Origin of the sequence: Streptomyces sp. NPDC057302, from assembly GCF_042667685.1 — a bacterium.
Lineage (GTDB): Bacteria > Actinomycetota > Actinomycetes > Streptomycetales > Streptomycetaceae > Streptomyces.
Genome location: NZ_JBHUZJ010000005.1, coordinates 1 through 13,922, shown reverse-complemented (window position 1 = coordinate 13,922; position 13,922 = coordinate 1). Strand labels below are relative to the sequence as shown.

9 protein-coding genes are annotated in these 13,922 nt (G+C 73.4%); 5 read left to right on the top strand and 4 right to left on the bottom strand.

Annotated features, from left to right (window positions below; translation table 11 throughout):
• Positions 1-103: 103 nt before the first annotated feature.
• Entirely contained in the window at positions 104-1,474 is a 1,371-nt protein-coding gene (locus ACFUPX_RS05605; RefSeq protein WP_383316481.1) for a carbohydrate-binding protein, read from the top strand.
• Positions 1,475-1,547: 73 nt separating this feature from the next.
• On the opposite strand, the gene ACFUPX_RS05600 is transcribed toward ACFUPX_RS05605, so the two are convergent.
• The 4 genes from ACFUPX_RS05600 to ACFUPX_RS05585 all read right to left on the bottom strand — a co-directional run bounded on the left by ACFUPX_RS05600 (position 1,548) and on the right by ACFUPX_RS05585 (position 5,214).
• Positions 1,548-2,177: a response regulator gene (locus tag ACFUPX_RS05600; RefSeq protein WP_383316478.1), complete on the bottom strand. Its 630-nt coding sequence runs from the start codon at positions 2,175-2,177 to the stop codon at positions 1,548-1,550.
• Positions 2,170-3,405 carry a sensor histidine kinase gene (locus tag ACFUPX_RS05595; RefSeq protein WP_383316981.1) on the bottom strand — a complete coding sequence of 412 codons (1,236 nt, stop codon included), beginning with the start codon at positions 3,403-3,405 and terminating at the stop codon, positions 2,170-2,172. The genes ACFUPX_RS05600 and ACFUPX_RS05595 overlap by 8 nt, the downstream gene beginning before the upstream one ends.
• A 115-nt stretch (positions 3,406-3,520) precedes the next feature.
• The gene (locus ACFUPX_RS05590) at positions 3,521-4,315 is read right to left on the bottom strand and encodes an ABC transporter permease (protein WP_383316475.1); all 795 of its coding nucleotides are present in this window, start codon (positions 4,313-4,315) and stop codon (positions 3,521-3,523) included.
• Positions 4,312-5,214 carry an ABC transporter ATP-binding protein gene (locus ACFUPX_RS05585; protein ID WP_383316472.1) on the bottom strand — a complete coding sequence of 301 codons (903 nt, stop codon included), beginning with the start codon at positions 5,212-5,214 and terminating at the stop codon, positions 4,312-4,314. The genes ACFUPX_RS05590 and ACFUPX_RS05585 overlap by 4 nt, the downstream gene beginning before the upstream one ends.
• A gap of 194 nt (positions 5,215-5,408) precedes the next feature.
• On the opposite strand from ACFUPX_RS05585, the gene ACFUPX_RS05580 reads away from it, so the two are divergent.
• From ACFUPX_RS05580 to ACFUPX_RS05565, 4 genes are all read left to right on the top strand, one after another.
• On the top strand, positions 5,409-7,229 hold the full coding sequence (locus ACFUPX_RS05580; protein ID WP_383316469.1) for an ABC transporter ATP-binding protein: 1,821 nt from the start codon (positions 5,409-5,411) through the stop codon (positions 7,227-7,229).
• Complete coding sequence (locus tag ACFUPX_RS05575; RefSeq protein ID WP_383316466.1) at positions 7,226-9,214, top strand: ATP-binding cassette domain-containing protein; 1,989 nt, start codon at positions 7,226-7,228, stop codon at positions 9,212-9,214. The genes ACFUPX_RS05580 and ACFUPX_RS05575 overlap by 4 nt, the downstream gene beginning before the upstream one ends.
• 205 nt (positions 9,215-9,419) lie before the next feature.
• The gene (locus ACFUPX_RS05570) at positions 9,420-12,200 is read left to right on the top strand and encodes a BTAD domain-containing putative transcriptional regulator (RefSeq protein WP_383316463.1); all 2,781 of its coding nucleotides are present in this window, start codon (positions 9,420-9,422) and stop codon (positions 12,198-12,200) included.
• 966 nt (positions 12,201-13,166) lie between these two features.
• Positions 13,167-13,886, top strand: coding sequence for a DUF4232 domain-containing protein (locus ACFUPX_RS05565; protein WP_383316460.1), 720 nt, complete (start codon positions 13,167-13,169; stop codon positions 13,884-13,886).
• Positions 13,887-13,922 lie beyond the last annotated feature (36 nt).

Genomic DNA, 13,922 nt, shown 5'->3' with positions numbered 1-13,922 from the left:
CTGGCATCTACTGCAGGGCAGTTGAGGCTTCTACGTTGTGGGCGAACCGCTGGCCGACTCCCCGCCGGTCCGCTCACCCCCTCGTGACCGAGGAGATGCCCCCATGCCCCCCATCCACCACAGACGCGCCGCCGCAGCCTGCGCCGCACTCGCCGCGGCCGGTGCGCTGGCCCTCGCGGGCCTGCCCGGCACCGCCCACGCCCAGGCCGATCCCGCCTCGGCCAACCTGCCATCCCCCGCCGAGACCGCCGCCGTCGACAGGACATCGCCCGAGGTCCTGGAGGCCATGCGGCGGGACCTCGGCCTCACGTCGGCGCAGGCCGAGGCCCGTCTGGTCAACGAGGCCGAGGCCGGCGCCGTCGCGGGAGCCCTGCGGGGCGCCCTCGGCCGTGACTTCGCGGGCGCCTGGGTGCACGGTGCCACGTCGGCGCGGCTCACCGTGGCCACCACCGATGCCTCCGACGTCCCCGTGATCGAGGCGCGGGGCGCGCGGGCCAAGGTTGTTGATCACTCCCTCGCGCAACTTGACTCGGCCAAGGGCAAGTTGGATCGTGCCGCCCGCAAGGCGGCTACGCGTGACGCGCCCGTCTGGTACGTCGACGTGCGGTCCAACGCCGTCGTGGTGCGTGCCGTGCGGGCGGGGGCCGCCGCCTCCCTCGTCCGGGCCGCGGGCATCGCGCCCACCCTCGTACAGGTCGAGAAGACCAAGAACCGGCCGCGGCCGCTCTACGACCTCGTGGGCGGCGACGCGTACTACATGGGCGGCCGGTGTTCCATCGGCTTCCCGGTCACCAAGGGCACCCAGCAGGGCTTCGCCACCGCGGGCCACTGCGGGCGCGCGGGCACCGCGACCAGCGGCTACAACCAGGTGGCCCAGGGCACGTTCCAGGCGTCGATCTTCCCCGGCAGGGACATGGCCTGGGTCGCCGCCAACTCCCAGTGGACCGCCACCCCGTACGTGAAGGGCCAGGGCGGGCAACGGATCGGCGTCGGGGGCTCCACGCAGTCCCCGGTGGGTGCGTCGATCTGCCGTTCCGGCTCCACTACGGGGTGGCACTGCGGCACGATCCAGCAGCACAACACCAGTGTCACCTACCCCGAGGGCACCATCAGCGGCGTGACGCGGACGACGGTCTGCGCGGAGCCGGGTGACTCGGGCGGCTCCTTCATCTCCGGGAGCCAGGCGCAGGGCGTCACGTCCGGCGGCTCCGGCAACTGCTCCAGCGGCGGGACGACCTTCCATCAGCCGATCAATCCGCTGCTCCAGCAGTATGGCCTGACGCTTCGGACCACGGGTGGGGGTGACCCGGGTCCCGGTGAGCCAGAGCCCGGCGGCACCTGGGCTGCGGGGAAGGTCTACGCCGCGGGTGACTCCGTCAGCTATGGCGGCGTCACTTACCGCTGCCTCCAGGGGCACCAGGCGCAGGTTGGCTGGGAGCCGCCCAACACGCCCGCGTTGTGGCAGACCGCCTAGTCGCTCGGCTGTTGACTGCGGGCCGTCTGTGGCTGGGCGCGCAGTTCCCCGCGCCCCTTCGGGGCGCCCTGCCTCAGCCCAGGATTCCTCTGCTGTACGCCGTGGCCACCGCCGCCGCGCGGTCCTTGACGCCCAACTTGCCGTAGATGTGGGTGAGATGCGTCTTGACCGTGGCCTCGCTGATGAAGAGTTCGGCGGCGATCGCACGGTTCGACGTGCCCTTGGCGACGAGCGCGAGCACTTCCCGTTCGCGGGTGCTCAGCGGCTCGTTGCCGGGGGCGCGTACGCGTGAGACGAGCCGGGACGCGACGGCGGGCGAGAGCACCGTACGGCCCTGGGCCGCCGCGCGGACCGCCGTGAACAGGTCGTCGCGGGGCGCGTCCTTGAGGAGATAGCCGGTCGCGCCCGCCTCGATCGCGGGCAGCGTGTCCGAGTCCGTGTCGTACGTGGTGAGGACGAGGACCCGGGCGCGAGCCCCGCGCCTGCCCAGTTCGGCGATCGCCTCGACGCCGCCCCCGCCCGGCATGCGCAGGTCCATCAGGACGACGTCCGGGTCCAGGCGCTCCACCAGGGCGACGGCCTCGATGCCGTCGGCGGCCTCGCCGAGCACCTCGAAGCAGGGGTCGGAGCGGAACATGCCGCGCAGACCGTCCCGTACGACGGGATGGTCATCGACGATGAGGAGAGTGATCAGGTCAGCCATGGCGGACCAAGGGTACGCGAGCCGACAGGGCGGTGCCGTGCCCCGGCTCCGATTCCACGGTGAACGAACCCGCGATGCGCTCGGCGCGGGCCCGCATCCCGTCGAGCCCGAAGCCGCCGGAGCCGCTGCGCTGCACCAGGGTCAGCGGGTCGAAGCCGCGGCCGTCGTCGCGTACGTCCAGGGCGACCTCGCCCTCCATGTACGAGAGGGTGACGCCGAGGCGGGCGGCGTCCGCGTGCCGGGCGGCGTTGGACAGGGCCTCCTGGACGATGCGCAGGAGGGTCGCCTCGATCTCTTCGTGGAGCGGCTCGGCGGGTCCCGTGACGGTGAAGTCGGCGCGGACGCCGGTGCGTTCGGCCCACTCCGCGACCGTCTTCTTCAGTGCTTCGGGCAGCGCGTCGTGCTCCAGGGCCGTCGGGGAGAGGTTGTGCACGGAGCGGCGGGCCTCACCGAGGCTGTGCCGGGCCAGGTCCGCGGCGCGGCCGAGGTGTTCGCGGGCCAGGGTCTCGTCGGACGCGGTCGAGACGACCTGGAGCTGGGCGATGATGCCGGTCAGGCCCTGCGCGATGGTGTCGTGGATCTCCGCGGCGAGCCTGCGCCGCTCGTCGGCGACGCCCGCTTCCCTCGCCTGGACCAGGAGTTGGGCGTGCAGGGCGGCGTTCTCGTCCATGGCCTGCTGGAGGGCGGTGTTGGTGCGCTCCAGTTCGACGATGGTGGCGGCGGCGTCGCGGGCGCGCTGGTCCTCCTGCGCCGTGAGGTGGGCGAAGACGGCGAGCAGCGCGATGTTCACCGCGAGCAGCCCGCCGAAGACGGTCCAGCCAAGGTCCCCGTCCGGCGGGAGCCCGCCCGACTGGGAGCCCGCCATGATGACGGCGGTGGCGAAGAGGCCGGGCTTGACCAGGCGCGGGGGCAGCAGCCGCTCGGCCCCGAAGTATCCGGCGACGGCGTAGAACGCGAAGAACGGGTTGATCCAGGTGAGGACGAAGGCGATCGCCCAGCGCACGGCGTAGTAGAGGATCCCCGCGAGCGAGGGGCCGGGGCGGGAGCGCTCGAGGACGCCCCAGCAGACCTGGAGCACCACCGCGGCGGCGACCAGGGCCGCTGCCTCCATCCACGCGCCACGGCCCATGCCGACGACGTCGCTCGTGGCGGACGACATGAGGGCGCCGAACCCGAGGAGCACGTAGGGGCCCCAGCGGTGGAACTGGCCCCAGCGCTGCTCGATCATCTGCGTGGCGTCCGCCGTGCTCGTACCCGTACCCGTGCTCGTACCCGTAGTCGTGCTCGTGCTCGTGCTCGTGCTCACGTTCCCAGTGTGGGTCACCTGTGCGCCCGCCCGCCCCTCATTCCCACCGGAACCAGCGCGCTGCCGCCGCCGAGAGGCCCACGGCCCACAGGGCGAGCACGCCGAGGTGGGTCAGGCCGGGCCAGTCGCCGGCCGCCGCGTCGCCCAGCGCCTGGGCCGCCGCGCCGAGCGGGGCGATCTGCACGACGCGGGCGAGCGCGTCCGGCATCGCCTGCACCGGCAGCCAGACGCCCGCGCTGAACATCATCGGGAAGAAGACGGCGGAGCCGATCGCGGTCGCGGCCTTGGTCGTACGCGCGAGGGCGGAGACCACGGCGCCGAGCGCGAGCCCGCACAGGATGGCGAGGAGCAGCGCGAGGGCGTAGCCGAAGGCCTGGCGCGGCAGGGGCACGTCGAAGGCCAGGCGGCCCACGGTCAGGGAGAGCAGGGACGAGACGAGGGCGGCGGCTCCGTAGATGCCCATCTGCGCGCCGAGCACGGCCCAGGGGCGGACCGGCGTGGCCGACATGCGGCGCAGGATGCCGCGTTCGCGGTAGCCGGTGAGCAGCGGCGGCATGGCCTGTACGCCCGCCATGATCAGGGAGAGCAGCACCGTCACGGGGACGTACGCGTCGACGAGGCGGAGGCCGCCCAGCGAGGCGTCGGTCTTCCGGAAGGAGGGGATGGAGCCGAGGACCACCAGGAGGATCGTGGGGAACATCATGATCCAGAAGAGGGCGCCCGGCTCGCGGCGGAAGAGCCGGAACTCGGCCTTGAGCACGGCGGCCGAGGCCTTGTTCCGCGCGGTGGCGTGCGGTGCGGTGGCGTGCGGTGCGGTGGCGGTGGCGCTCATGCCGTGGCTCCCGTCAGGTCGAGGAACGCGTCGTCCAGCGTGGCGTCGGAGACCCGGAGTTGGTGGGCGGTGATGTGGTGGCGGGCGAGCAGCGTGATGGCGGCGTCGACGGTCTCGTCGGTGCCGCCCAGGGTGTAGCGGCCGTCGCGCAGGCCGACGGAGATCACCGAGGGCAGGGCGGCGAGTTCCCGCTCGTCGAGCGGCTCGGACGGCGTGAAGGACATGACGGTGGAGCCCGCGGCCCGGCTGATGAGGCCCGCCGGACTGTCGAGCGCGGCGATCCGCCCCTGGTCGATGACCGCGATGCGGTCGCAGAGGCGCTGGGCCTCCTCCATGAAGTGGGTGACCAGCAGGACGGTGACTCCGCTGTCGCGTACGTCCTCGATGAGCCGCCAGGTGTCGCGGCGGGCGCGCGGGTCGAGCCCGGTGGTCAGCTCGTCGAGCACGACGACCCTCGGGTTGCCGATCAGGGCGAGCGCGATGAACAGGCGCTGCTTCTGGCCTCCGGAGAGCTTGCCGAAGCGGCTGTCCAGCTTGTCGGTCAGGTGCAGGCGTTCGGCCAGGGGGCGCCAGTCGGCGGGGTGCGGGTAGAACGCGGCGTACAGCTCCAGGGCTTCGCGCACGGTGAGCTTGGCCTGGAGCTCGCTCTCCTGGAGCTGGGCGCCCAGGATCTGGGTGACGCGGTCGTGGTCGGCGACGGGGTCGAGTCCGGCGACCCGTACGGTCCCGGTGTCGGGGACGCGCAGGCCCTCGACGCACTCCACGGTGGTGGTCTTGCCCGCGCCGTTGGGCCCGAGCACGCCGAAGATCTCACCCTCCTCGACGGCGAAGGAGACACCGTCGACGACGGCCCGTCCGCCGTAGGCCTTGCGCAGGTCGTGCACTTCGATGATGGGCATGGGTCGAGCCTCGCCGGTGGGAGGGGGTCCGGGCATCGCCCATCGCGCTCGAAGGGGCATCAGCCGATCGGTTGATGGAGGGGTACGACTTCGCCGGTGCGGCCGGTGCGCCCGGGTCGTAGGACCAGCGGACGAGCGGGGACGGGCAAAAACTCGGTGGGCTGTGTCAGTGGCCGTCCGTAGGCTCGCTCGTGATGCCGAAACCAGATGCACCGACCAAGGAAGCTCCCCAGAGTCCGGCCCGGGAAGGGTCCGCGGCGCGGACCCTGCTGCGGCTGTGGCCGTATGTCCGGCCCGTACGAACTCGCCTGTTCAGCGCGGCATTCGTCGCGATCCTCGCCTCCTGTACGGGGCTCGTCTTCCCCCTCGTGCTGAAGTGGCTCGTGGACGGCCCGGTGGCCGACCGGGACCTGGGAGGTGTGTGGCTCGGGGCGCTGCTCCTGCTGCTGCTCGGCGTCGCGGAGGCGCTGCTCTTCGGTCTGCGGCGGTGGCTGGTGGCCCGTCCGCTCGCCTCGGTCGAGGCGGCGATGCGGGCCGATCTCTACCGCCATCTCCAGCGGCTTCCGGTGGCCTTCCACGACCGGTGGGCCTCGGGCCAGTTGCTCTCGCGCGGCACGACGGACCTGATGCTGCTGCGGATGTTCCTGGCCTTCCCGCTGACGTTCCTGATCGTGAACGGGACGACGATCGTGGTCGGCATGGCGATCCTGCTGGCGCAGGACTGGACGCTCGGGCTGGTCCTGCTGACTCCGCTGGTGCCGCTGGTGATCGTCTGCGCGTACTACGAGGGCCGGTACATGGCCGTGGCGCGGCGGGCGCAGGACCAGGTCGGCGATCTGACGACGGTCGTCGAGGAGAGCGTGCTGGGCATCCGCATCATCAAGGGCTTCGGCCGCCACCGCAGTCAGGCGCAGGCGTTCCGCGAGCTCTCGCACACGCTGCGGGGCACGGAGCTGGCCAAGGCGCGGCTGCTCGCCGCGATCTACGCGGTGATCATGGCGCTGCCGGAGATCGCGATCGGGGCTGCGCTCGTGCTGGGAACCGTGCAGGTGGCGGACGGGGAGCTGTCGACGGGCACGCTGGTGGCGTTCCTCTCCACGGCGCTCGCGCTGCGCTGGCCGGTGGAGTCGATCGGGTTCCTGCTCGCGATGAGCCAGGAGTCGGCGACGGCCACCGAGCGGTACTTCGAGGTGATGGACGCGGAGCCGGAGTCGTCGGTGGCGCGCGGGGAGACCACCGGGCCCGGGGGTGAGGCCGGACTGCGCTTCCACGGCGTGGAGTTCCGCTACCCGGACGCGCCCGCGGGGGCGCCGCCCGCCCTCGACCGGATCGACTTGCACATACGCCCCGGTGAGACGCTCGCCCTCGTCGGCGCGACGGGCAGCGGCAAGACGACCCTCACGGCGCTGGTGCCCCGGCTGCACGAGGTGAGCGGGGGCCGCATCACGCTGGACGGCGAGGACATCGCGCAGATGGACCGCGAGCGGCTGCGCACGCTGGTGGCGGTCGCCTTCGAGGAGCCGACGCTGTTCTCCGCGACGGTGGGCGAGAACGTCCTGATGGGCGCCGAAGAAGCCGCGGGCGAGGAGGAGTTGGAGCGCGCCCTGGAGGTCGCCCAGGCGGACTTCGCCCATGCGCTGCCGCAGGGCACGGCCACCCAGGTCGGCGAGCAGGGCCTGAGCCTCTCGGGCGGCCAGCGCCAGCGTCTTGCCCTGGCCCGCGCGGTGGTGGGCCGCCCCCGCTTCCTGGTCCTGGACGATCCGCTCTCGGCGCTGGACGTCCACACGGAGGCCCTGGTGGAGGCGGCCCTGCGCCGCGTCCTGAAGGACACGACGGCCTTGGTGGTGGCCCACCGCCCCTCCACGGTCCTCCTCGCCGACCGGGTGGCCCTGCTCTCGGACGGCCGGATCACCGCGGTGGGCACCCACCAGGAACTGCTGCGGGGGAACACGGAGTACGCATGGCTGATGTCGGGGGCAGGCCCGGTGTCCGTGGATGAGGAGGCTGCACGATGACCGCGTCGACACCGGCGTCACGGACCGCCGCCGAGCCGGACGAGGAGGTCCGCCCCGAAGAGCACGGGTACTCCGGCGCCGAGGCGGGACGCTTCCGGCCGGGCAGGCCCGAGGAGTCCGGGGAGTCCCGGGAGCCCGGGGAACAGGGCGGCCACCCGCCGGCCGGTGGGTCCCCCGCCCCGGAGCCCGACGACTTCGGCGAGGACACCCTTCCCGCCGCCCCGGGCGCCACCCGCGCCCTGCTGCGGTCCTTGCTGTCGCCGCTGCGGGGGCGCGTCATCGTCGCGACCGTGCTGCTTCTGCTGCAGCAGGCCGCCGTGCAGGGCGGGCCGCTCCTCGTCGCGTACGCCATCGACAGGGGCGTGCCCGCGGTCCGCCGCGACGACTACGGGCCGCTCGTCGCCATCGGCATCGGATATCTGCTCTGCGCCGCCGCGTCCGGCGCGTTCCAGTACGCGTTCATCGTGGCCTCCGCCCGCGTCAACCAGGACGTACTGCTCGATCTGCGCGGGCGGATCTTCCGGCACGCGCAGGCCCTCAGCGTGGACTTCCACGAGCGGTACACGTCGGGGCGGCTCATCTCCCGGTCGACCACCGACGTGGAATCCCTGCGGGAACTCCTCAGCGAGGGGCTGCAGGAGCTGATCACCGTCATCCTGTCCTTCGTCTACATCTCGGCGATGCTGCTCTGGCTCGACCTGAGCCTGGGAGCCGTGGCGGTCGTGTCGTTCGTGCCGCTCTACCTCCTCGTACGGCGTTATCAGCACCGCGCGGGACCCCTCTTCGGCAAGCGGTCCACCGCGATCGCCTCCGTCATCGTGAAGTTCGCCGAGACGATGAACGGCATCCGGCCGGTCCGCGCCTTCCGGCGCGAGCGCGCCAACGAGGAGGAGTTCGGCGTACTCAACCGCCATCACGAGCGGGCCAACGGCGACGCCATGCTGGAAATGGCCCGTTACGTCGTCGGGTCCCGGCTCGTCGCCAACACCGCCGTCGCCGGGATCGTCCTGTGGGGCGCCTACCGCGTCACCGACGGCACCCTCGCGCTCGGCGTCCTGGCCGCGGCCGTGCTGTATCTGCGGCGGCTCTACGACCCGATCGACCGGCTCGGGATGTTCCTCAACTCCTATCAGTCGGCCGCGGCTTCGCTGGAGAAGGTCGCCGGGCTGCTCGCGCAGACCCCCTCCGTGCCCGAGCCGGACCCCGACCAGGCTCGGCCGCTGCCCGTCCTGGCCTCCGAACACCCGGGCCGCGAGGTCCGCTTCGACGGCGTGCGGTTCGCCTACCGGACCGGCGGCGAGATCCTGCCCCGCTTCGACCTGACGCTGCCCGCCGGGCAGACCGTCGCCGTCGTGGGCTCCACCGGCGCCGGCAAGTCGACGCTCGCCAAGCTGCTCGCCCGCTTCTACGACCCGACGGAGGGCCGCGTCCTGCTCGACGGCGTCGACCTGCGCGACCTCGCCAACGCCGAGCTGCGGCGGGGCGTGGTCATGGTGACGCAGGAGGCGTTCCTCTTCTCCGGGACGGTCGCCGAGAACATCGCCATCGGCCGCCCCGACGCCACCCGCGAGGACATCGAGCAGGCGGCGAAGGCCATCGGCGCCCATGACTTCATCACCTCGCTGCCCGACGGCTACGACACCGACGTACGCAAGCGGGGTGGCCGTATCTCCGCCGGTCAGCGCCAGCTCGTCGCCTTCGCGCGGGCGCTGCTCGCCGACCCGGCGGTGCTGATCCTCGACGAGGCGACCAGCTCGCTCGACATCCCGGGCGAGCGGGCCGTGCAGCGCGCCATGCACACCGTGCTGCGCGGCAGGACCGCCGTCGTGATCGCCCACCGGCTCTCCACGGTGGAGATCGCCGACCGGGTGCTCGTGATGGAGCACGGGCGCGTCGTGGAGGACGGCACACCGGACGAACTCATCGCGGGGAGCGGGTCGTTCGCGGATCTGCACCGGGCGTGGCGGGACAGCGTGGTGGGGTAGGCGGGAGGGGTGCGGCGGGGAAGGGCGCCGCACTGGTCGCACAGGTCGCACAGGTCGCACAGGTCGTACGGGCCGTACGGGCCGTACGGGCCGCACGGGCCACACGGGCCACACGGGCCACACGGGCCGCACGGGCACCTCCGGCAATCACCTCCCGCAATCGCCTCCGGTAATCTGGACTTTTCCCCCAGAAGGAGATGCATCAGTGGAGTTCCGGCTGCTCGGAGCGGTTTCCGTCGCCACCGAGGCCGGCGAACTGCCCCTCGGTCCCGCCAAGCGCCGCAGCCTCCTCGCCGCCCTGCTCCTGAGGCCCAACCGCCCGGTGCCGGTGGACCAACTGACGGCGACGCTGTGGGATCGCGAACCTCCGCTTCGTGCCCGCAGCGTCATCCAGGGCCATGTGTCGCGGCTGCGGGTCCTGCTCGCCGGGGCGGACGCCGAGATGTTCGGGGTGGAACTGGTCACGCAGGGCGCCTCGTACGTCCTGCGGATGCCGGAGAGCCTGCTGGACGCCCACCGGTTCGAGGAGTTGGTGACGCTGGCCCGCGGCCAGCGGGTCGCGGCCGACGCCGTGGCCATGTACCAGGAGGCGTTGTCGCTGTGGCAGGGGCCCGCGCTGAGCGGCGCCTATCCGAGCCCGCCGCTCCAGGCCGCCGCGCACGCCCTGGAGGAACTCCGGCTCGCCTCCGTGGAGATGCTGGCGGGGGCGTACGCGCGCCTCGGCGAGCACAACCGGGCGGCGGCCGTGCTGCGCGCGGAGGCCGAGGCCCATCCCCTGCGCGAGTCGCTGGCCGCCGCGCTCATGCGGGAACTCCAGCGTGCGGGACGCCGCTCGGAGGCGCTCGACTGGTTCCACCGCACCCGGCGGCTGCTCGCGGAGGAACTGGGCGTCGATCCGGGCCGCGAGCTCGCGGACGCCTACGGGGTCGCGTTGCGCGGGGACGAGGAGGCAGGTGCGTCGGGCTCGGCTGGCGCGGCGGGCGCGGCGGCGCAGGTGGCGCAGGTGGCTGCTCCGGGCCCGGCACCGGCCGTGCCCGCCCCTGCGCCCGGCGGGCCGGGCGTTTCCGTGCCGGACACCGTCGATCTGCTGCCCCGCATGCCGCGCGGCTTCCACGGGCGCTCCGGGGAGCTCACCGACCTGTCCCGTGCGGCCGCCGGCGAGGCGCCCGTGTGCCTGGTCACCGGGCCCGCGGGCGTGGGCAAGACGGCGCTGGTGGTGCACTGGGCGCACCGCAACCGCGCGGCGTTCCCCGGCGGGCTGCTCTACGCGGACCTGCGCGGCTTCAGCGACACGGGAGAGCCGACGCACCTCGAAGTGCTGCGTGAGTTCCTGCTCGCACTGGGGGTCGCGCCGCGCCGCATTCCGGAGTCGGCGAACGGCGCGTCCGCGCTGTACCGCTCGCTCGCCGCCGACCGTCAGCTCCTCGTCGTACTGGACAACGTGCGCGGCTCGGAGCAGGTCAGGGAGTTGCTCCCGGGAGGCACCCGCTGCGTCACCGTGGTCACCAGCCGGTACCGCCTGCGTGGCCTGATCGCGTCCGACGCCGCCCGTCCCGTCCCCGTGGACGTCCTCGAACCGGACGACAGCACGGCCCTGCTCGCCGCGGTGCTCGGCAAGGAGCGGGTCGTCGCGGAGGCGGTGGGCGCGCTGCGGCTCGTGGAGCTGTGCGGCGGGCTTCCGCTCGCGCTGCGGGTGACCGCGGCGCGCCTCGCGGACCAGCCGGACTGCTCGCTGCGGGCGATGAGCGCCGAACTGGCCGACGAGTCACGGCGGTTGAGTCTGCTCGACGTGGAGGACACGGGCGTACGCGCGGCGCTGCGGCTGACCGTGCGGCGGCTGCCCGATGACGTCGCGCACCACTTCGCACACCTGGGGCGCCATCCGGGCACGCACGTCGACCGCTTCACGGCGGCGGCTCTCGCGGGCACGGACCCGAAGACGGCGGAGGCGGCGCTCGACCGGCTGGCCGCGGCCCACCTCGTGACCCGTACCGCACCGGGCCGCTGGACCCTGCACGATCTCGTACGGCTGTACGCGCGCGACCTGGCGGCGGGGCCCGACGCCCTGGTCCGGGTGCTCGACCACTGCGTGGCCACGGCCCTGGCCGCCGCCGACGCGGCCGAGCCCGGCGACGAGTCGTGCTTCACGCTGCCCGCGGACTTCCGACCGCCGCACGCGATACGGGAGTTCGCGGACCGCGAAGAGGCCATGGACTGGTACGCGGCCGAGCGCGAGGACCTGACGCTCGCGGCAGCGGCGGCGGACGCGGCCGGGCTGCACGGACGGACCTGGCGGATCGTTCTGGGACTGTGGCCGCAGATGGTCTGGCGGGTCCTGGACGGCTGGACTCCCCTGCTCCATACGGCACTTGAGGCGACGCGGGCCGACGGGGACGCCCGCGCCGAGTCGCGGGTGCTGGCCCTGCTGGGGTGGGTGCTGACCGAGGAGGGCCGCACGGCCGAGGCGGTCGTCCACCTGGAGGCGGCGCCGGTGATCGCCGCCCGCGCCGGCGACCGGCGCGGCGAGGCGACGGCACTGATCAACCTCTCGCTCGCCCAGGCCGCGCTGGGGAGCCCCCAGGAGGCGGCCGAGGGCTGCGTACGGGCGTCGCACCTGGCCCGCGAGGCCGGCGACCGCCACACCGAACGCCTGGCGCTGCACCACCTGTCCCGGCATCAACTGGACACCAGGCAATGGCAGTCGGCCCTGGACACGTCGGTCGCGGCCCTGGCGGTCGAGAGCACGCCGGACGCCCCGGCGGCGTCCCGTGTCCTGCTGCTCACGGCGGGCGGCGAGGCGCTGATCGGCCTGGGCGACGAGGCCGAGGGAATCCGCCGCCTGGAGAGCGCGGCGAGCGAGGCGGAGTCGTCCGGCTACGACGAGGGCGCGGTACGGGCACTCGCCGCGCTGCTGCGGGTATCGGCGGACGTGGGCCTGCGCGCCCGCTACGACACAGCAATGGTCCGCCTGGCGAACCGCACGTAGGGGGCTTGACGCCTGCGGCTCGGACCAACACCGGGTGGACGCCGGGCCGGACGGCACGGCGGGACGCCGCACGGTGCGCCGGGCCGGGCGCCGCAGCGGGCGCCCTTTGGGACCCGGGTCGGGCGCCGCAGCCGAGCGCCACACCAGACAGCGCACCGAACACCACAGACGGGCGCCTCAGCGGGACGCCGCAGGGGACACCGGGCCGGACACCACAGCCGGGCGCCACAGCCGGACACCGGGCCGGGCGCCACGGCGGGGCGCCGCATGGAACACCGGGTCGGAGACCACAGCCAGGCGCCGCATGGAACACCAGGCCGGAGACCACAGCCAGGCGCCGCATGGAACACCGCACCGGACGCCACAGCGGGGTGCCGCATGGGACGCCGCACCGGGACACACCCCGTCGGACACCACACCGCGGCGCCACACCCCACGGCCAGAGCAAGAGCCCGCGCGGCAACAGGCCTCGCTCGCGAGCACGCCGACGAACCCGGCTTGTGGGCCGGGGACTTACGGCCCGGACGCGGGAGATGTGGTGCCGAGGGGCACCTGCCTCAGGCAGCGTCGCAGCGTGGCACACGCGTGGGCCGGGACAACGGAACCGCCGCAGGCACACCACCCCCACCCCACGGTTCGCCGCACAACCCCCGCTCAAGCGGGACAACAACGGGGCGCACACGTAGGCCGGGACAACGGAACCGCCGCGGGCACACCACCCCACCCCACGGCTCGCCGCACAACCCCCGCGCAAGCGGGACAACAACGGGGCGCACACGTAGGCCGGGACAACGGAACCGCCGCAGGCACGCCAACACCCCCCACCCCACGGTTCGCCGCGCGACCCCGCGTCAGCGGGACGTCAGCGGGGCGTGAGTGGGACGGCAGCGGGGGTGGACACAGTGGTGTCTGCAGCGGGAACGACCAGCCAGTCCCGCGTCCACCACCGCACGGGGGAACCTCATCATGCGTACGACCCGGATCCGCACCACGGCCATCGCCGCCGCCACCGCCGCTCTCGCCCTGTCCCTGGCCGCCTGCGGTGGCTCGGTCGGCGGGTCGGGCGACAGCGCGGCGAAGGGCGGTGCGGGCAAGAGTGTCACCACCTCCGACGGGGCGAAGGCGGACTCCGCGGAGACGGTGACCACCGAGGCGGCCTCCGGTTCGGGTGCGGGTAAGGCCAGCTCCGGCTCCGGTGGGGGCAAGGCAGCCTCCGGTTCCAGCGCCGGCAAAGCCGCCCCCGTGCGCGCCGCCGCGGCCCAGCCGTGCAAGGGTGACGAGATCTCCTACTCCGTGCTGCACCGCTTCCCCGGCGAGGTGGGCGAGCACCTCCTGGTCGGCGCGACGAATACCGACTCCACGTCCTGCTGGGTCACTTCCTACCCCTCAGTGATGCTCGGCGACACCTCGAACGTCCTGCCACACGCGTCCAAGGACGCCCCGGGCGGCGGCGCCCGGATCACGGTCAAGCCCGGCGGCAAGGTCTACTCCGCCGTGGCCCTCTTCACCGACGGCGGCAGGACCCACACCTCGGCCGACCTCTCCCTCGCGATGCGCGACCAGGCCGGCGACACCGGTCCCGCCGCCGAGACGAGTGCCTTCGACGGCAAGGGCGTGCCCTCGGAGTTCACCTGGTCCGACGCCGAGGTCACCAACTGGAACACCGAGAAGCCCTACGACTTCTGATCCCCCCCCCAGGGAAAGACCGGCCCGGAGCGACGC

Coding starts and splice junctions, on each gene's coding strand:
- ACFUPX_RS05605 (WP_383316481.1), top strand. CDS start 104: ATGCCCCCCATCCACCACAGACGCGCCGCCGCAGCCTGCGCCGCACTC.
- ACFUPX_RS05600 (WP_383316478.1), bottom strand. CDS start 2,177: ATGGCTGACCTGATCACTCTCCTCATCGTCGATGACCATCCCGTCGTA.
- ACFUPX_RS05595 (WP_383316981.1), bottom strand. CDS start 3,405: ATGATCGAGCAGCGCTGGGGCCAGTTCCACCGCTGGGGCCCCTACGTG.
- ACFUPX_RS05590 (WP_383316475.1), bottom strand. CDS start 4,315: ATGAGCGCCACCGCCACCGCACCGCACGCCACCGCACCGCACGCCACC.
- ACFUPX_RS05585 (WP_383316472.1), bottom strand. CDS start 5,214: ATGCCCATCATCGAAGTGCACGACCTGCGCAAGGCCTACGGCGGACGG.
- ACFUPX_RS05580 (WP_383316469.1), top strand. CDS start 5,409: ATGCCGAAACCAGATGCACCGACCAAGGAAGCTCCCCAGAGTCCGGCC.
- ACFUPX_RS05575 (WP_383316466.1), top strand. CDS start 7,226: ATGACCGCGTCGACACCGGCGTCACGGACCGCCGCCGAGCCGGACGAG.
- ACFUPX_RS05565 (WP_383316460.1), top strand. CDS start 13,167: ATGCGTACGACCCGGATCCGCACCACGGCCATCGCCGCCGCCACCGCC.